Here is a 20,168-nt window from a genome sequence, read left to right on the forward strand (position 1 = left end):
GTGACTCTATACGTTGAATCGGAAATGCATTATGTCGCCGTCCTGCACTACATACTCCTTGCCCTCGATGCTCAGCTTGCCGGCTTCCTTTACGCCGCCTTCGCCTCCGAGTGTCACGTAGTCATCATATTTTATGACTTCGGCACGTATGAATCCTTTCTCAAAGTCAGTGTGTATGATTCCTGCGCATTGGGGTGCCTTGGAGCCGCGCATGAATGTCCATGCTCTCACTTCGTCGGGACCTGCGGTGAAATAGGTCTGCAGATTGAGCAGCGCGTAGGCCGAGCGTATCAGTCGGCTCACACCCGACTCCTCAAGACCGATTTCGTTGAGGAACTCCTGACGCTCTTCCCAGGTGTCGAGTTCGGCGATGTCGGCTTCGGTCTGTGCGGCAACGATGAGTATCTGGGCGTTTTCGTCCTTGACGGCTTCGCGCACGGCTTCGACATACTTGTTGCCGTTGACTGCCGATGCATCGTCGACATTGCACACGTAGAGCACGGGCTTGTTGGTGAGCAGGAACAGGTCGCGGGCAAACTTTTGTTCGTCGACGCTCTCAAACTGCACCGAGCGTGCAGGCTTGCCTTGGTCGAGGGCCTCCTTGTACTGTCGCAGTACTTCATATTGCATCTTGGCCACCTTGTCACCTCCGGTCTGAGCCTGTTTCTGAGTCTTGGCCATTCGTGCCTCCACTGTTTCAAGGTCCTTTAGCTGAAGCTCATAGTCGATTATCTCCTTGTCGCGCACGGGGTCGACGCTTCCGTCGACATGGGTTATGTTGTCGTCGTCGAAGCAGCGTAACACGTGAAGTATGGCATCGGTTTCGCGTATGTTGGCGAGGAACTTGTTGCCGAGTCCTTCACCCTTGCTTGCGCCTTTCACAAGTCCGGCGATATCAACGATTTCGACGGTGGCCGGCACCACGCTGCGGGGTTCACACATCTCGACAAGCTTGTTGAGTCGCTCGTCGGGCACGGTTATTACTCCCACATTGGGCTCGATTGTGCAGAACGGGAAATTGGCCGATTGAGCCTTCGCATTGGATAAACAGTTGAAAAGTGTTGACTTGCCCACATTGGGTAGTCCTACTATGCCGCATTGTAAAGCCATGAATATTCGATTTTAAAAATTTCTGCAAAGTTACGAAATTCAATCCTTAATATGAAATATTGGGGAACGTAGTCTTAGATGTTCAGTCCGTCGAGTAGGGCTATATATGTAGCTATGGCTTCGCGTATTTCGTCAAGAGTTATGTACTCGTCGGCTGTGTGGGAGCGTGACGAGTCACCGGGACCAAGCTTTACCGACTGCCAGGGCATAAGTGCCTGATCGCTGAGGGTTGGCGATCCGAAAGGCTCGGCTCCTAATATTGTCATACGCCTTATTATGGGGTGATCGGGCGATATTCCCGACGGGTTAAGGCGTGTTGAGCGTGGCGTGAGCCTGCATTGCGGCACCGCTTCGCGCAGCAAGGCAAGCGTTTCCTCGTTGGTGTAGGCATCGGTTGTGCGAACATCGACAACCATCTTGCACAGCGAAGGCACTACGTTGTGTTGTGTGCCGGCGTTTATCTGCGTCACGCTTATCTTTACCGGGCCGAGAGTCGCCGACTCCTTCGGCAGTCGCAGGTTGCGCAGTGTTTCGATTACGGGAATTGCCTGATAGATTGCGTTTACACCCTCGTTGCGGGCGGCATGTCCGGCTACTCCGTCGATTTCGGCATCAAGCACCATCAGCCCCTTCTCGGCTATGGCGGGATTCATCCCTGTGGGCTCACCCACGATTGCCACATCGATGTGGGGCAACAGCGGGATCGCCGCTTCAATTCCGTCACGCCCGCTGACCTCCTCCTCGCATGATGCGAGAAACACGAGATTGTAGCTGCGTTCTTTACCGCTCATGAACAGATAGGCGGCGAGGAGCGACACAAGCGATGCCCCTGCATCGTTGCTGCCGAGTCCGAAAAGCCGGTTTTCATCGTCGACTTGCGGAGTGAAGGGGTCGTGCTGCCATCCCGGGGCGGGTTTTACGGTGTCGATGTGGGAGTTTAACAGCAGAGTGGGGCGGCTCGGGTCGTAGTCGTCGGCTATTGTCCACACATTATTATTGTGACGCCGGGTTTGATGTCCCGCATTGTTGATGAATTGCTCCACGATGTCGGCTGCGGCGGCTTCGTCACGGCTTATCGAGGGAGTGGATATGAGTTGCTTGAGCAGGTCAACTGCTTGATAAAATAGTTCGTCCATGATGCAAAATTAGTCATTTTCGCTTAATATGATGTAATGTCGACTGCCTCAGTGAGCGGTGGGGGATGTCGTAACGTTGCAGACTGTCGAGGTAACGGTCGTGACGGCGCACGTGGAGGTCGGCGCTCAGCATTATCGAGTCGGGCTTCAGCCGCCGGTGTGCGTCGAGCACGTTGCCTCGGAATCCCCGGCACACTATGGCATAATCTACATGGCTGTAATCACGGTTGAGCAGGGAGTCGGCATTTATCAGCGCATACCTTATTCCGTCGATTTCCACAACTGCGTCATGTCGCGACATTCCGTTGACGGTAATCGATGCGGGAGCAAGCCGCAGCGAGTCGACTCCGCGCATGGCGAGGAAGTCACGGTGACGGTTGCGCGAGTTTTCCAGCCGGGACAATGCGTTACGTTCGCCCGCCGTGGTTATTAGCCATGCCTCGGTGCCGTTACGGTAAATTATATCGGTAGCGTAGCTGTCACGCGCTATGAAGTGTTCCGATGCCGGAAACTTGCGCTGCGTTACGTTCAACGTGATGATGATTGCTACGACACCGGCTGCCGCTGCACACCATCCTGCCGCTTTGCGGCGCCATAACGACCAGGCCAGAGCTCCTGCCGTGATGAAATAGGGAATCATGACCCATCCCGAAAAGTATATGCCGCTTACCGCCGAGTGAGGGAGGTTGCTCACCATGCGGGCGAAAGCGAATATCGCGTTATACATTGCGTCGATTGCCGAGCATAGCCACACAGGGTCGTAACCTGCCGCTTCGCACACGATCAGCAGCACTCCGGCTCCCATGATCAATGGAAGCATGAGCAGCACGGGCGTGTTGGCTATTACAAAGCAAAAGGGGAATGTGTGAAAATAGTAGGTTGCTATCACTCCCGAGCCTATCGTGGCGGCGATTGACACTACGACAAGCGACGTGATGTAATAGAGCAACCGTTGTCGCGGACTCACAGGGTTGAGCAGCGGTGTGAAGAGCAGAATTGCCGCCACCGAGGCAAACGATAGCTGAAATCCTACATTGAGCAGCTGCAGCGGGTCGAAGGCCAGGATGATCAAGGCGGCCAGGAGTAGGGCGTTCATCGACACGTAACGGCGTTGCAGGATATAGCCTATGCCGAGTGTTGTGGCCATGATGACGGCGCGCGTTACCGACGGCGACAACCCTGTGACGATGGCATATAACCACAGAATTACGATGAGCGATGTCGTCATGGCATTACGTTTTCGGGCGAGATAGAGGGGCAGCAGGGCTATGCCGACGACAACCGACAATATGCCCACATGAAGTCCGCTGAGAGCAAGGATGTGGGCAAGGCCCGATGCGGTGAAAGTGGCACGTGACTCCTCGGGCATCAATGAATCGTCGCCGGTGAGCGTGGCTGTCAGGAACTCGCATGACCTGCGGTCAAGCGAACTGCGCTTCAACAGGTTGCCCATCACGGGACGCAGTCGCTTTATGCGCCACAGCAGCGAATTGTTGGTGGAGGTAACATGTATGTCGCCGGGTCTTACGAATGCCGTAGCCGTTATACCTCTTTTCATGAGTATTGCTGCATAGTCGGGAGAGTCGGGCGAATCGTCACGACGGGGAGCAGTGAATTTTGCCGTCAACTCCACATTGTCGCCGGGGTTGATTTCCGGGATGAGCGACGGCACCGTTATCACGGCCTTGAAGCGCACCCCGGCGGAGTCGCGTGTGGTTATGTTGAGGTGCTGTCCGCTTTCATTGCACGTTACATCATCGACCGTTGCAGTGTAGACTCCTGCATCGTCAGGCAGCGACAGCTCCTGAATTTGCGGCGGCGATTGCATGAGCATGTCGCCCATTGCCAGTGCCGCGGCCAGCAGTAGCCCTCCTATAGGGCGTAACCCTCTTATGCACAGCAGTGTAATGCCGCCTACCAGTAGCGCGGCAATCCACCATGCAGGTAATCCGTAATACGCAGCCAATATGCCGACGACTACACCTGTGGTCGCCGGCAGAAGCGGAATATAGGAGAGAGGAGGACGCATAATGTGATGATGTTAGTTCCGACGGCCTGTGTCGGGATAGCCTTAGGCAGGCTCCTATAGCCAGATCGGGGCAAGATATTTGGCCAGCATATACCCGCCGAATATCAGCCAGACATATAGCCAGAACGCGAGTATAAACGGCTTTACTCCCGCTTTCTTGAATTTGTCGATGCTCGTTTCGGCACCAAGGGCGGCCATTGCCATTGTTAGCAGGAATGTATCTACGTAGTTGATGGCATCCACCACAGGAACGGGGAGCAAGTCAAATGAATTGAAGCCGATTACTGCAAGGAATCCAACCGCAAACCAAGGAACGGCGACTTTTGTTTTCTGGACGCTTCCGTCGGCATTCATTCCTGATTTTGCCTTTTTAGCAACCCAATAGCCTAAAATCAGCAATACGGGTACAAGCATCATGACGCGTATCATCTTCACGATTATTGAAACGTTGGAGATCTCTTGTCCCATTGCGTTGCCGGCACCTACGGCATGCGCCACTTCGTGCAATGTCGCCCCTGAGAATATTCCCATCTGCTGGGGAGTGAGGTCAAGCCATCCTGACCGATAGGCTATAGGATATAAGAACATGGATATTGTTCCGAATATTACGACAGTGGCCACCGCTACGGCTGTTTTATATGGCTTTGTCTGTATGGTCGATTCCGCGCCGAGCACTGCTGCGGCACCGCATATACCGCTGCCTATTGATGTAAGCAATGCGATGTCTTTATCCATCTTCATCAGCTTGCCTATGTAAATTCCTCCGAGTATTGTTACGGCCACTATGATCGAGTCGACGGCGATTCCGGCCATGCCGACATTTACGACATCCTGGAACGTAAGCCTGAATCCGTAAAGGATAATACCGAGCCTAAGGATTTTTTTTGAGCAGAATTGAATTCCGGGCACCCATGTTTCAGGCAGGTGGTTGCGAAGACTGTTGGCATACAACATACCCAAAATGATGCCTATGATCATAGGACTGAATGAAATCTCTTTTAATATCTGTGCTTCGCCTATGTAAAATGCAGCACAAGAAAATAACGCAATAAGCAATACTCCGTGGAGCATGCTGCTTCTTTTTTCGGTGAACATTGATTGTTTAAAGTTTAATTATTCTTGATTTTGGAAGCGAAAAATATACTCGTATTTTCTATACAAACAGATGTCTAATCTTGTTCATTCCAGATGTTCCACGAGGCGAATGCCTGGAGCAGCAGCATTTCAAGCCCGTTTTTTACCTCGGCTCCGTGTTCTGCCGCTTTCTTCATGAACAGGGTTATGTCGGGATTGTAAAGCAGATCATAACACAGATGCTTGGGTGTCAACAGGTTGTAGGGTATGTCGGGACACTCGTCGATGTGAGGATACATTCCAAGAGGAGTGGTGTTCACTATTATCTTATGAGCATCCATGACTTCGGGGGTAAGATCGGAATAGGTCAGTATTCCGGGGCGTGCCGTTCGAGAAACATAGGAAGGAGTAATGCCCATATTTATAAACCCTTGATAAACAGCCTTGGCCGCTCCACCCGTGCCGAGAATCAGTGCCTTTTCACGCTCGGAATTGAGTAGCGGGCGTATTGAGTCGCAGAATCCTATTATGTCGGAGTTATAGCCCTTGAACTTCAAGTCGTTTTTTTTGCGGATGAACTTTATGACATTCACCGCTCCTATCTTGGCTGCATCGTCGTCCATTTCATCCATATACGGAATCACAAGTTCCTTGTAGGGAATCGTCACGTTGAGTCCGCAAAGATTTGGATGCTCGGCAACTACCTCCATAAGGTCGCCTATGTCGGGAATCTCAAAATTTATGTACCGTGCATTTATGTTTTCCGATTCAAATTTCTGATTGAAATAGTTTTGGGAAAAAGAGTGGGTCAAAGGGTAACCTATGAGTCCGTATAGACGTTCGTTCTTATCGGCCATGTTTGTTCAAGTTTTTGTTTCCAGATTGCAAAAATACATAAATGTGGATAAATGTAAATGGTTTTTATTAATAAAATGATTAATCCAAATTATGTGCAATAATAGAGCAGGTTTTATTAAAAGTACAGAAATAACGAAAATTTGTTACGAATAGGAACGATTTTGGCTGCTATGGTGGCAAAGTGATGCTTTTTATTAAAAAATCAGTGAAAAAATGTTTATAATAAATAATTATAATTACATTTGCAGACATGGATATAATCCACGATTATAAAACGAATTAATTTCAAACATTTCTTGTGAGTATGAGAAAATTAATATTGATGCTGGTGTTGCTGCTTCTTATGGCCGGCAATGCAGTTGCGCAAGTTATGCGCACATCAGGACAAGTCCTCTCGCAGGACGACGGCTTGCCCATAATCGGCGCCACTGTAAGAATACAGGGTTCCGATATCGCGACCGCTACCGATGCCGACGGTCGATTCTCTCTTAGCGGATTCAAGACATCCAACAAATATCTTGAGGTGTCGTCGATAGGCTATGAAACAAAGATAGTGGAGATAAAGCCTGAACTGACAATACATCTGGCCGTCAAATCGGAAATGATGGATGAGGTGATGGTGGTAGCTTTCGGAAAGCAAAAGCGTGAGTCGTTCACCGGTTCGGCGAGCGTGCTTAGCGCCGATGCCATTGCAAAGCAGCAGGTGACAAATCCCATCGAGGCTCTGGACGGACTGGTGACCGGATTGCAGATGACGCAGACCAATTCATTCGGGTCCGACCCTTCGATACTCATTCGCGGTATAGGTTCGATAAACGCATCTACCGAGCCGCTTATCGTGCTTGACGGACTTCCTTACAACGGATATTGGAATGACATCAATCCCGCCGATATCCAAAATATAACGGTGCTCAAGGATGCCGCATCCAACGCGCTTTACGGTGCGCGCGGTGCCAATGGTGTCATACTAATTACTACCAAGAGCGCGCAGCGTGGCGAAACGAGAGTCAACATCACGGCAAAGTGGGGTGTGAACACCGACGGCCGCATACAGTATGACTACATAGACAACCCCGGGGAGTATTATGTCGCTCATTACACTGCATTGCGCAACTATCTTGTGAATGTAAGGAAGCAGAATCCCGGACAAGCTCACATAAATGCCAACCGCTACATAGGAGAGTCGGCATCGGCCGGTAACGGCGGTCTTGGTTATATGGTCTACAATGTTCCTGCAGGTGAGTTGCTTATCGGTACAAACGGCAAGCTCAATCCTAACGCCGTGCTTGGCAACCGCGTGGCTTATAAGGGTAACATCTACACGCTCTATCCCGACAATTGGCTTGATAACGGTACCCGCGACGGATTTCGTCAGGAATACAACATAAACATTACCGGTGGTAACGACCGCTACACCATACTTGGAAACTTCGGCTACCTTAAGGAGGACGGATTGACCTACGGAAATGATTTCGATCGTATATCGGCACGTATAAAGACCGACTATCAGGCCTATGACTTCTTGCGCATAGGAGGTAACGCAAGTTACAACCACACCGTGACCAACGTTCACAATGCAGCTTTCGGAACAACCTATACCGCGCCGATATACCCGTTGTTCATCCGTGATGCCGACGGCAATATAATGAGCGACGCTCACGGTCTTGGCTACGACTACGGTAACGGTGTCAACGGCGGTCTTACCCGACCGGTCGAAACAAATTACAATCCTATTCAGGATGACTTGCTGTCGGTAAACAACAATAGCAGTAACGCATTCAGTATTCAGGGTTATGCTACAGCCGATTTCTTGAAATATTTCAAATTTACTGTAAACGGTAGTGTGTATGTGACCGAAAACCGCATGAATACGGCTTACGACCCGTGGTACGGTTACAATGCGCTTACGAAAGGCTACGTTTGGGTAGGACATTACCGCACAACCGATACCAACTATCAGCAGCTGCTTAACTTCAATCATGTCATAGGTCTGCACAGTATCGATGTGCTGCTCGGTCATGAATATTCAATGCAGAGCCAGACATCGCTCTCGGCCGACAAGAAGAATGTAGCGCTATATGGTACAAACACCGAGCTCTCGGGTGCTATCATTAACGGTGACATGGGCAGTGACATCAGCAAATATAATGTAGAGGGATTCTTCATGCGTGCCCAGTATGACTACGACAACCGTTACTTCGGTTCGGTTTCGTTCCGCCGCGACGGTTCGTCACGCTTTGCTCCCGGTCATCGCTGGGGTAACTTCTGGTCGGTTGGCGGTGCATGGATCATGACTAAGGAGGAGTGGTTCCCCAAAAGCAACATGGTGAATATGTTGAAATACAAGATTTCTTACGGTGAGCAGGGTAACGACGGTATAGGTAACTACCGATATACCGACCGTTACAACATCACCAACTCCAATAACGAAGTGGCATTTGTGTTCAGCTCAAAAGGAAACCGTAACATCACATGGGAAACCGTTGGAAGTTTCAATACCGGAATTGAGTTTGAACTGTTTAACAGTCGATTGCGCGGTAGCGTGGACTATTACGACCGCAAGACACGCAACATGCTTATATGGTTCTCGGCTCCATCTTCAATCGGTTACAGCGGATACTATGACAATGTGGGTGACATGGTGAACCGAGGCGTTGAAATCGACCTTTCGGGTGATATATTCGCAACACGTGACTTCACTTGGACCGTGGGCCTCAATATGTCATGGCAGCATAACGAAGTTACCTATCTGCCCGAGGACAAAAAGGGCTATACCTGTGACGGATATAATGGTTACACCGATTCCTATTACTTTGTGGGAGAGGGTCTGCCCATGTACACATGGAGGATAAAGCGTTACGCAGGAGTGAACGACAAGGGTGAACCACTTTATTATAGAACAAATGCCGACGGAAACCTTGAAACAACCAATATTTATTCCAACGGCGACTATTACCTGTGTGGCACCGCTCTTCCCGACTTGTTTGGCGGATTCACCACATCATTCAAGATATTTGACTTCGACCTAAGCGCACAGTTTAATTATTCAATCGGAGGTCGAAAATGGGACAGCGGTTATCAGTCGTTGATGACTCCTCCTTACGGACAGATAGTGGGACGTTCCTATCATCGTGACATTTACAATGCATGGACGCCCGAGAACCCCGACAGCAACATTCCTCGCTGGCAGTATGACGACATGACATTCGCCAATGCATCCGACCGATGGCTGATCGACGGAAGTTATCTCTCATTGCGCAACATTACGCTGGGCTACACTTTCCCGCGCAGCATAACATCCAAGCTTAAGATGCAGTCGCTTCGCATATATGCATCATGTGAGAATCTATATTACTGGACCAAGCGCAAGGGTTTTGATCCGCGCATGTCGTTGGTGACCGGCAGCTACGGCGACAACTATTCGCCGATGCGTAACATATCCGGCGGTATATCAGTGCAATTTTAAGTAAAAACAATACATCATCCACAATGATAAATATGAAACATTATTTAAAGCTCATCATATCGGCAGGATTGCTCGGAGTAGCGATGACAAGCTGTCTTGAGGAAACATTCCCCACCGACGGTGCAACGAGCGGTCAGCTTGAAAGTGCCGACAAAAGTGCGTTCAATGCCGCGATAGCCTCCTACATGAACCACATGTCGCTCTATGGTGACGGCGGCGATGCAAGTGATGCGGGTTTTTCGTCGTTCATTATATGGCGTGACGCAATGACTGCCGATTTTGCCATAGTGAACACCGGTTACGATTATTTCTCTTATTATAACCAGCAGCTGTATATTGGAAACGACGGAATATCGGCCACATTTTGGCAGCGTTATTATTATCTGATACAGAAGTGCAACAACCTGTTAAGCATATCGGATCTCGACCCCGACGGATTCGACGCCCTGTATGTGGGAAATGCACTTTCCTATCGAGCTATGGCTTATATGGACTTGGCGCGAATGTTTGAGTTCAAGCGCACCGGAGTGGCATATCTTGATGAAGAGGCTGCCAACCGTGGAATATACGGACTGACTGTTCCCATCGTGACTGAAAATACTACCGAGCGCGAGAGCCGCGACAATCCCCGTGCGCCTTTCTATAAGATGTACAGGTTCATAATGGACGATTTGAATCTTGCCGAAGCTTGTCTTTCCGACGCACATGCCGTGTCGGCCAAGACCGATGCGTCGATAGGCGTGGTCTATGGCCTAAAGGCTCGACTTTGGCTGGATATGGGTTCGAGGTTTGAGCGTTATGTCGATGATTTGAACACGATGATAAGCCATGAGGCCGATGAAGACCTTAATGACTACGACAAGATCGGCATCACCACGGCCAATGAATGTTTTGCCCGTGCGGCCGAGTATGCCCGCAAGGCTATCAACGAAGGTTATTCGCCGTTGAGCGAGAGCCAGTGGTTTGATCCTTCCAGCGGTTTCAACACCCCGAATAATTCGTGGCTTTGGGCCAATATAATATCGACCAACGATATCGCCGCTACAACGGGAGAGTGGCAATCGTTTGTGTCGTTCCAATGCGTCGAGGCCAATTGGGGAATCGCGGTTTATCAGGATGAGATAAACTATGCTCACGGGTGGATGATAGACGCTCGTCTATTTGATAAGATTGATGAAGGCGACTGGCGCAAAACAACCTGGATCGATCCTGAAGATGCGGGAGCAAGCAACGCTTTCATCACTAAATATTCGCGGGGAACCAATCTTTCCTACAACGAGTGGCGCAACTATCGTAGTTATGTGGGAATAAAATATCATCCGGCCAACGGCGAACGCAACACAAGCACTATTGGTAATGCTGTAAGCATCCCGTTGATGCGAATCGAGGAGATGTTCCTTATCGAGGCCGAGGCTACAGCTCACACATCGGGTGTAGGTGCCGGCAAGCAACTGCTGGAGTCGTTCATGAACACTTATCGCATGTCGGCCGGCGAAAGCTACATTTGTAAAGCCGCCGACATGGAGGCGTTTACCGATGAGCTTTTCAAGCAGAAGCGAGTGGAGTTCTGGGGTGAGGGCATTGTTTATTGGGATTACCGTCGTCTTGAACTGCCTATCGAGCGCGGATACCCGGGCTCCAATCATGCCCGTCAGTACCGGTTCAACTCTTATCCCGAACATGTGGCTCCATGGACCAATTTCTATATACCCGATCGTGAGCGAGATCTTAACAAGGGTGTTATTCTTAATCCTGACCCCTCACAGGCTATACCATTGTGGGAAGGCGGCAATTAATTAATCAGTTTACTTAATAAATTATGAAATCGATATATAAATTTGCGATTGCGGTGCTGACATTGCCAATTATGCTCGTGTCATGCTCCGACAACGATGATTATGAGCCGGGACCTGCACCTGCCGAAGACTGCATGTCGGTCTATTTCCCGATTCAGGCATCATATAATTATGAATTCCTTGCCGATGAGGATTGCATCGTTCCCGTTAAGGTAAAACGCGCGGAGAGCGCCGAGGCGGCAACGATTCCGCTGACGGTCACTGCCAACGAAGATTCCCAGGGAGCATTCGTGATTCCTACTCAGGTAGAGTTTGCTGCCGGAGAAAAGGAGGCTGTATTCAATGTCGATTGCAGCAATTTGCCGTTGAGGGCTAAATGCTCGTTTACGGTGAAGATTCCCGAAGAATATGTAAATCCTTACTCTGAAGGAACTGCCGACATCACCGTATATGCATCGATAATAGGCGCTTGGGAGCTGTGGGCCGAGAATGTGCCTTTCGAGTTTCAGGATAAATACAATACGGTATACTCCGACATATACGCAATGCGTGGTACCGGTAAGTTCAAGATTGAGAATTTTATAGGTTCAGGCGTTGACCTGCCTTTTGTGGTGAATGACCCTGCAAAGGATTATGCCATCATTACTCCTACAGCCAACTATGACGACTATTCCAATTATGTGGAGCAGGATGATTTCAATTGCTGGTATTTCTATGATTCCGAGAATGATTATTGGCCCTCATGGAGTCCCGACGGAGTTACGTTCCCGGGTATATCCTATGCTCTCGTGTATGGATATGATGATTCCTACGCTTATACTTATATGCGTCTAAGCAAAAACGAAGGACGATTCTATTTCTCGATGACCTACGATGACGGCACGTTTGGTTGGAACTATGTCGACTTCAGTTATGAGCCGTTGTTTGACCCGTTTGAATGACAAATAAAAATTTTTGAGAAATGAAAAATATCAAAATAATAGCATTCGCGCTTGTAGGCCTGCTTTCATTGGGACTGGCTGCATGTAGCGATGACGATTACAAGGCGCCGCTTGAGGCGGCCAAGCCGGTTCATGACGGCGCGACCTACAATTCGCTGACATTTCATTGGGACAAGGTGCCGGGTGCGGTTCAATACGGCTATCAGCTGACAGGCCCCGGCGATGTCGAGGTTGTTACCGATGTCACAAATCTCACCGAAGTTTCAATAACCGGTCTTGAGCCTGCCACGACCTACAAGCTGAGCGTGTGGGCCTATGCATCCTTTGAAAGCGACAATACCACCTCGGTGGCTACTTTGGAGGCTACCACCGCTCCCATCATAAAGCTGTCAACTCCGGTGCTTACCGTTACTAATGAGGGTAGGGCGATAGTTGTGACATGGGATGCCGACGAGAATGCCAAGGAGTATGCCTACTCATGCATGATTGGAAATATACTGTATGACGAAGGTACGGTCACCTCTCCGTCAGTTACTTTCCGCAATCTGCCCAAGGGCGACTACTCGGTGAGCGTGACAGCAGTAACCGATGAAGGCGGTTATGAGTCGAGTGCTCCAGGCGTGGCGACATTTGCAGTTACACGTAGTGAACTTTGGCGTGTCAAAGGCACTTATGAGGCTGCATCGGGCAGCAGCTGGGATGCTACACTTGTAGCTTACGACGACAATTCCTACGTGTTGTTGGCGTGGTATGGGGTCGAAGGTTACAACCTTGAGTTTGCCATTGACGAGAACGATGCCGACGGCCCGATGATTCTCACCGGTGATTATAGCTATGACAGCAGTACGGGCTACTATTATGTGCCTGTAGATGACCAGAATGGTGTCTACGTATATCCTTGGAGCGGTTACAGTAACCTTTCGGGCGATGCTGTAGCCGGCGAGCTGACGCTGTCGGTTTATTCAAGTGATTATGGAACCGATGTATTTGTGTGGGGATTGTCTATTGATTCGCTTGTGGGTGAATACGACTATGTTACCGAAGGCAATGACATGTATCTAAGCAATCCTGATTCCGATTGGAATTCATTCAGTTATTCGGGTACGGTAAATGTTGAGAAGGTAGGCGACGATTCGCTGTCGTTTGACGGACTCTTCTGGTCGGGTTATCCCATTGTTGGGAAAGTAGATCTCGATAACCGCACTATAACATTTGAGCCGCAGTCGTGGGGAACCTACGTTTTTGCCTCCGAAATTGATTCAAATCAGGCTGTAGTTGCTACAATAGGCGATGACATGAGTGTCACGATAGCAGGTTGGTCGGCATGGTATGATGGATATCCTTATATATATGACAGCCGTTCGGTCTACACCAAGCAATAATTTATCATAGTTATACAGTTTAAGGCAGCCCGGGCATCGGTTACGATGTCCGGGCTGTGTCGTATGCGGCGGGACTAATTGCAAATGTAAACAACAGTGCTCCGAGCTAATCACTTAGACCGGAGCACTCGCATTTTCCTAAAACCAAAAGGCTTGGTTGCCGTTGGGTGGCAAGCCTTGATTAGACTATGGACTGTGCATCAACGCACAGAAAAAAGCGAATAAGTGGGAATAAAGTGATTGACGGCCATCATCGCTATCCCACGAGCGGCGATGCCTGGGTGATGAATGAGGCAGGTATTCTGACTTGCTCGGTGTGCCTGATGCCTTCCCGGTAAAGAACCAGTGGCGATGGTGTCGGGCAACCGTTTAAATGAGCTTACAGCAGCGGGACTGTTGAGGATTTTCACCTCATTCCCTTTTAATGTCGTCGGGCGGATGCCGTCGTGACAACCTCATTCGTTGCAAAATTATATAAAATTCATGAAATTCGGAAATTTTTGTGCAGGGCATTAAATAACAAAGACAGGCTCCCTCGACGGGAACATGTCTTCAACCAACTTAGAGATTATGTGAATATCTTAAAAAAGTGAATCACAGGCAATCCAAATATCCATAAACAGATAGAAAAGATAAAGGTTGTCTTATATATTCATTTTATTAACTATGCAAAGATAGGAATTTGTCTTGAAAAATGTGTTATAAAACACATAAAAAGATTGTATAAATTTATAATTTAACATCTTTCTTGTTTTTTATGAAGCGATAAAAGATGTATTGTAGCATTTCTTGCTGTATTGTTGATCGCAGTATGGCATTGATTCCCAGATATATGATTGCAGCGGCTGCAAATTGTGCGCACAAGAGAGGAATGTTGGCGGTGATTACATTGCTCAGTGTGAGCATCACGACCGTAATCAGTGTGCCTTGCATCATATAAGGCATCAGGTCGACGATGAATCGTCCAGAGCCGCGACCGGTAAGATTGGATACCATTTTCAGTGTTACCAACCAGGTTATTGCCGATGCTGCAAGCTGTCCCCACAGCATTATACGTAGTCCCTGTGTGGGGTCGTCGGGCGTTGAAAGTCCCATGTAGGGTAGTGTCGCGACTATTGCGATGATCGACGCTATGTCCTTGACAAGTTCGGCCACGATGATTTTGGAAGAGCGTCCCAGAGCTACTATGTAGTTATTGTAGAGCGAGGTCAATATGGTGAATATGCCGCGCAGCAATAGAATCTGGAACAGGGCTATCGAGGCGTCCCATTTCGTGCCGAACAGGAGGTGGAATATAGGTGTAGCCATTGCGATGAGCATGCACATGGCCGGGAAGGTCACATAGGCAGTGAAGCGGTTCATCTTGGCCGCCGCACGGTTGAATCGTTCCCTGTCGTCCTGAAATTGTGACAATACAGGCAGAAACGAGGCTGTAACGACTTGCGAAAGCGATGCCGTGCCCATTACGCTCCACTTGTCGGCTTGGGTGTAGTAACCGAGCGCACGCATTCCGGTGAATAGTCCGATGACGATCGAGCAGAGTTTCTGCGACAGTGTGTTGAGCAATGAGCTTCCCATTACACCTACGCCCACATTAAATATACTCTTGATTGATTCGAGCGAGAAGACGAGCGATGGCAGCCAATGGCTTGTAATCCACAAAATTAGCGATTTAACAGAGGCGAGTGTGATTGTCTGCCACACTACGGCCCATGCACCGAAGTCGTTAAGTGCGAGATATATGCCAACCACCGAGCTTATGATAAGTCCGATGAAGTTGGATATGGCTATCATGCGCACTGTCATCTGCTTCATAAGCCTGTTGGTCTGTACGATGGCCGTTGCATTGATGATGAAAGCCAGGAACATGACTCTTGACAGGTCGATAAGACGCATGTCGTTGAACTCTATAGCTATCAATGGCGCGGCAAGCCATAGAATTGCGTAAATGAACGTGGCTACCGTGATGTTGAACCATAGCACCGAGCTATAGTCGAGTTGCGTAGGATTCTTGCGCTGGAGCAACGCCGATGAGAATCCGCTGTCGACAAATATGTTGGCGAATGCCTGAAAAATGAGCACTGTGCCAACGAGTCCGAAGTCCTCCTCCGACAGCCGGTTGGCCAGCACCCAGCCTGTCACGGCATACAGCACCTGTGATGAAACCTTGTCAATTAGGTTCCACTTTATGGTGCGTGCCGTGCGTAATTTCAGGCTTGGTTCTTCGGCCATCAGCGTTGTGACGGATTATTGGGCGTTATCGATGGGAATGACTTTCACGCCTATGGCCCGTGACTTTATCTTGGGTGAGCCTTTGTGATAGACTTTGCCCGAGCTTGCCCCTACCACGTTAAGGGTCTTTAGGGGGTTACATTCGATGTAGCCGGTGCCGAGAAGCGAGCATTTTATGTCGTCGGCATCAAGCTCGTCGGCTTGAATCGAGCCGGTGCCTACGAGGCTCAATTTTGCGCTTGCAGCCTTGCCGTAGAGCACGAGTACTCCGTTGCCGGTGTCGAGCGAACCGTCAAGTGTGTTGGTGTCGATTCCGTGCACCGACAGTGTGCCGTTGCCTATCAGGCGTGCCTTGAATGAGGGCGAGGGGGCTACCGATAGCACTCTTACCAGTGAGTCACCGCTGTTTTCGACCTTATTCAGGAAGCGTGAGTAGACAGTGATTTTGGGCAGGCCTTGATAGTCGATTCCATCGGTGGAAATCTGAATCTCCAGCTTGTTCTTGTTGTTGGTGAACATGAGGAGCGATGCCATGTCGGGCGATGTCGTGAATACAGCCATTCCTGCTGAATCCTCGCTGCATTTGTAGTCGACAGCCAGTCCTTCGATTACTTTCAGCTCGCTGAAGTCCTTTACGTCGATTTCGTAACGCTTCAACTCCTCGGCATTTACGGCGAGGATCGAGGCGGTGATTGCGATTAATGATAGTATCCGTTTAAGCATAGGTATATTTGTGATGAAAGTGAGTTGTCGCTTACTTTATGTGGATGTTTTTAGTGCGTCCCGACAGATTTTTCTTGGAAGGATTGCCGTGACATGTGATTTCGCCTGACAATTCTGTCTTTGCGGTAATTGATACGCTTGCATGGCAAGTTATGTCGCCCGATCCTGAACAGTTTGCGTTAACGATCTTGGCCTTTAACGGGCTGCATGAAATGTCGCCCGAGCCGTTTAGTGCGTAGTTTGCCGAAGAGGTAGTGCCCGATATTGTGAGGTCGCCCGAACCGTTTACCGATGCATTTACGGTGTTGGCGGTTACCTGCTTAAGCTCGAGGTCGCCCGAACCGTTGACCGATGCGTTAATATTTGAGCTTTTCAGGGTTGAAACTTCAATGTCGCCCGAACCGTTGACCGATGCTTGAAGGCTGTTTACGGTTATGTTTGCACCGTTGATGTCGCCTGAACCGTTTACATTGAGATTCAACTCATTGATGTTCATTGAAGGCAGATCGATGTCACCCGAACCGTTGACTGATGCTGATAAGTTGGATGAGAGTGTCACCTTTTTGCACACCTTTATGTCGCCCGAGCCGTTTACAGCTACGCTCTTCACGGGAGAGTTGGCAAATATGGTGATGCGGGATATGTTTTCTTTGGTCAATTTCACTCCTCGGTCGGTGCTACATTCAAGTGTGCCGTTCTTTACAATGAAGTGAATTTTGTCTTTTATCTCGGGAGCTATATGATAGACTATCATTCCGGCCGAGTCGGGCTTTTGACACAGCTTTATGTCGGCGGCACAATTAAGGACTATCGATGAGAATGATTTGGCCTTGAGTGTGATGCGTTGTAGATTTGCTGCCGACAATGTCATTGTTGCTGTAATGGCGAGCGCGAGGGTGATTAGATACTTTTTCATAATGTCTTAGTCTTGTTTTGTTTGGGTGTTATGTGATGTATTATTCATGAAAGCCGGTATGATATCGGCTTCGATGTGTTGCAGTATGCTGTCGAGTTCATCCCACGTGTCGGCACGTAACATTGCTATGCGGGTGTCGCGGAAGTGGGGTATTCCTTTGAACAGTGGCGATGCCGCAAGGTGACGCCTTATGTGCAGTATGCCTCGATGTTCATCGATGTTGGCGATGCTCTCGGTGATTTGTCGTCGCAGAAGCTTGAATTTTTCAGCGGTCGACAGCTGACTGTCGGTCGAGCCTTTGACGAGGAGTTGCTTGATGTCGTGGAATACCCACGGCGCACCTATGGAGGCGCGACCTACCATAACGCCGTCAACGCCATAACGCGTGAACGCTTCGAGGGCCTTTTGCGGAGTAGTGATGTCGCCGTTGCCTATTACCGGGATGTGCAGTCGGGGATTCTCCTTTACGCGGGCTATCATCTCCCAGTCGGCTTCGCCGTTGTACATCTGTGCGCGTGTGCGTCCGTGTACGGTTAGAGCCTGTATTCCGCAGTCCTGAAGCTGCTCGGCAAGCTCGACGATTATGCGGCTGTCATGGTCCCATCCGAGGCGGGTTTTCACTGTCACGGGCAACTTAACGGCGTTGACCACGGCACGTGTTATCTCAAGCATCTTGGGAATGTCACGCAACATACCTGCTCCGGCACCTTTTCCGGCAACTTTCTTTACGGGGCATCCGAAGTTTATGTCAAGAATGTCGGGTGCGGCCTCCTCGACTATCTTGGCGGCCTCTACCATCGGTTCGGTTTCCCGACCGTAAATCTGTATTGCCGTGGGGCGTTCAGCCGGGTTTATGTGGAGCTTGCGTGTTGTAGCGCTTATGTTGCGTATGAGAGCATCGGCCGATACGAATTCGGTGTAGACCATGTCGGCTCCCTGTTCCTTACAGATGAGCCGAAACGAGTGGTCGGTGACATCCTCCATTGGAGCGAGCATCACCGGGCGTTCTCCTAAGTCGATTTGTCCGATTTTCATTTTCCCGATTACAATTTACTTTATTAGACGATTCTTTTGGGCGAATCGGTTTACGAAGATACTAAAAATTAGACAAATTTAAGAATTTATAGGATATAATGGTGAATTTACTGCCCAAATGTTAGAATCGAGCAGCGTGACGGCGTGAGCTTTTCGGCTGCAAGCCTTATATCCTCGGGCGTTATGCCCATTATGCGTTCAATTATTTCATCGGGATGCAGCGCGTGACGGTGAAATAGCGTTGAGCGTCCGGTGGCGAGGGCTACCTGCTCGGCGTTGGCTCCCGCAACGATGGTCTGTCCGAGATACTGCTTCTTTGCCGCATCGAGCGCGCGCGTGCTCATTGTCGACTGGGCCAGCTCGTCGAGAGTCCTGAATATGAGTCGTCGACACGGTTGTACATGGTTTTCATCGCATCCGAAGTAGACGGTGAAGAGTCCGCAATCGGTGAATGACGATATGTAGGAGTCAACTGAATACACGTAGCCGTGGCGTTCGCGCAACAACACGTTCAGGCGTGAGTTCATGCAGGGGCCTCCGATTATGTTGTTCAGCAGCGCATAGGTGTGGTTGCATTGGCTGTATAGGCCGGGTATGCGTGCGCCTATCACGGTGTGTGACTGGTGGGTGCCGAGCTCACGACGCAGGTCAAACGGCGTTACTTCACGTGGAGTGTCGTCATGAAGCTCCTTGACGGGGTGGTTGAGGAATGAGAGGTGACGCTCGATTGTCGACATGACGCGTGACGGTGGCGTGGGACCCGTGTAGAAGAATACCATGTTGCTGGGCGTGTAGTAGGTCGACAGGAAGTCACGGCAACTCTCGGGCGTGAAGGTTCCTATGGTTTCAGCAGTGCCGAGAATGTTGTGTCCGAGCGATGAACCTGCGAATATAAGGTCGTTGAAGTCGTCGAATATGGCATCGGACGGCGAGTCGAGATAGGAGTCGATCTCGTCGAGCACCACCTCACGCTCTCGGTCGATTTCGTTTTCGGGGAAGCGTGAGCAGCCTATGAGGTCGGCCATCAGCTCGACGGCTCTTGCGAGGTTGCCCTTGGGGAAGCAGGAGTAGAGCATTGTCACCTCCTCCGATGTATATGCGTTGATTTCACCGCCCACCGATTCCATACGATTTACTATGTGCCATGAGCGGCGGCGGTCGGTGCCTTTGAATATGGTGTGCTCGACGAAGTGTGCAAGGCCGTAGTCGGCCGATGATTCGTTGCGACTTCCTGCCTTTATGGCCACGCCGCAATACTCCACATCGGCAGCCGACGCACGATGCACAATGCGCAGTCCGTTAGCAAGGGTATGGTAGGTGAATATGTCGTTGCTATTGTTTGTCATTGTGTTTTAATTAAACGGGTAATTTTATTGCAAAAAAAAAATTACTCGTCATCACGACGAATAATCTTTTTACCTTAAATCTAATACCATGAAAAACTGATGCAAAGGTAATGCTTAATTTTTA

Annotated in this window: 14 protein-coding genes and 1 riboswitch; of the genes, 4 read left to right on the forward strand and 10 right to left on the reverse strand. The window is 49.6% G+C overall.

Translation table 11 applies throughout. From position 1 onward, the window contains the following. Positions 1-6 precede the first annotated feature (6 nt). The 5 genes from ychF to E5354_RS04585 all read right to left on the reverse strand — a co-directional run bounded on the left by ychF (position 7) and on the right by E5354_RS04585 (position 6,206). A complete protein-coding gene (gene ychF / locus E5354_RS04565) occupies positions 7-1,110 on the reverse strand; it encodes a redox-regulated ATPase YchF (protein WP_135946574.1) in 1,104 nt (367 codons plus the stop codon). A 74-nt stretch (positions 1,111-1,184) separates the two neighbouring features. Next, positions 1,185-2,246, reverse strand: a complete 1,062-nt coding sequence (locus tag E5354_RS04570; RefSeq protein WP_135946575.1) for a M20 family metallo-hydrolase — start codon at positions 2,244-2,246, stop codon at positions 1,185-1,187. 13 nt (positions 2,247-2,259) lie between these two features. Beyond that, entirely contained in the window at positions 2,260-4,275 is a 2,016-nt protein-coding gene (locus tag E5354_RS04575) for a ComEC/Rec2 family competence protein (RefSeq protein WP_135946576.1), read from the reverse strand. A 54-nt stretch (positions 4,276-4,329) separates the two neighbouring features. Further along, complete coding sequence (locus E5354_RS04580) at positions 4,330-5,370, reverse strand: YeiH family protein (RefSeq protein WP_135946577.1); 1,041 nt, start codon at positions 5,368-5,370, stop codon at positions 4,330-4,332. A 74-nt stretch (positions 5,371-5,444) separates the two neighbouring features. Then, positions 5,445-6,206, reverse strand: coding sequence for a shikimate dehydrogenase family protein (locus E5354_RS04585; RefSeq protein WP_135946578.1), 762 nt, complete (start codon positions 6,204-6,206; stop codon positions 5,445-5,447). 305 nt (positions 6,207-6,511) lie between these two features. Between E5354_RS04585 and E5354_RS04590 the strand changes: the two genes are divergently transcribed. The 4 genes from E5354_RS04590 to E5354_RS04605 are packed head-to-tail and all read left to right on the forward strand — an operon-like array spanning position 6,512 to position 13,792. Continuing rightward, positions 6,512-9,673: a SusC/RagA family TonB-linked outer membrane protein gene (locus E5354_RS04590; RefSeq protein ID WP_135946579.1), complete on the forward strand. Its 3,162-nt coding sequence runs from the start codon at positions 6,512-6,514 to the stop codon at positions 9,671-9,673. Between the two features lie 32 nt (positions 9,674-9,705). Continuing rightward, on the forward strand, positions 9,706-11,469 hold the full coding sequence (locus tag E5354_RS04595; RefSeq protein ID WP_168353823.1) for a RagB/SusD family nutrient uptake outer membrane protein: 1,764 nt from the start codon (positions 9,706-9,708) through the stop codon (positions 11,467-11,469). Between the two features lie 23 nt (positions 11,470-11,492). Next, positions 11,493-12,410 carry a hypothetical protein gene (locus tag E5354_RS04600; RefSeq protein ID WP_135946581.1) on the forward strand — a complete coding sequence of 306 codons (918 nt, stop codon included), beginning with the start codon at positions 11,493-11,495 and terminating at the stop codon, positions 12,408-12,410. 20 nt (positions 12,411-12,430) lie between these two features. Then, positions 12,431-13,792 carry a fibronectin type III domain-containing protein gene (locus tag E5354_RS04605; RefSeq protein ID WP_135946582.1) on the forward strand — a complete coding sequence of 454 codons (1,362 nt, stop codon included), beginning with the start codon at positions 12,431-12,433 and terminating at the stop codon, positions 13,790-13,792. Positions 13,793-14,066: 274 nt separating this feature from the next. Beyond that, positions 14,067-14,265: riboswitch (cobalamin riboswitch) on the reverse strand. A 256-nt stretch (positions 14,266-14,521) separates the two neighbouring features. On the opposite strand, the gene E5354_RS04610 is transcribed toward E5354_RS04605, so the two are convergent. The 5 genes from E5354_RS04610 to E5354_RS04630 form a co-directional block, all read right to left on the reverse strand. Beyond that, complete coding sequence (locus E5354_RS04610) at positions 14,522-16,024, reverse strand: lipopolysaccharide biosynthesis protein (RefSeq protein WP_135946583.1); 1,503 nt, start codon at positions 16,022-16,024, stop codon at positions 14,522-14,524. 15 nt (positions 16,025-16,039) lie between these two features. After that, positions 16,040-16,747 carry a GIN domain-containing protein gene (locus tag E5354_RS04615; protein ID WP_135946584.1) on the reverse strand — a complete coding sequence of 236 codons (708 nt, stop codon included), beginning with the start codon at positions 16,745-16,747 and terminating at the stop codon, positions 16,040-16,042. A gap of 31 nt (positions 16,748-16,778) precedes the next feature. Further along, on the reverse strand, positions 16,779-17,663 hold the full coding sequence (locus tag E5354_RS04620; protein ID WP_135946585.1) for a GIN domain-containing protein: 885 nt from the start codon (positions 17,661-17,663) through the stop codon (positions 16,779-16,781). A gap of 6 nt (positions 17,664-17,669) precedes the next feature. After that, a complete protein-coding gene (gene dusB / locus E5354_RS04625; RefSeq protein WP_135946586.1) occupies positions 17,670-18,698 on the reverse strand; it encodes a tRNA dihydrouridine synthase DusB in 1,029 nt (342 codons plus the stop codon). Between the two features lie 107 nt (positions 18,699-18,805). Continuing rightward, complete coding sequence (locus tag E5354_RS04630; protein WP_135946587.1) at positions 18,806-20,044, reverse strand: M16 family metallopeptidase; 1,239 nt, start codon at positions 20,042-20,044, stop codon at positions 18,806-18,808. Between the last annotated feature and the right edge of the window lie 124 nt (positions 20,045-20,168).

The organism is Muribaculum sp. NM65_B17, from assembly GCF_004793735.1.
Lineage (GTDB): Bacteria > Bacteroidota > Bacteroidia > Bacteroidales > Muribaculaceae > Muribaculum > Muribaculum gordoncarteri.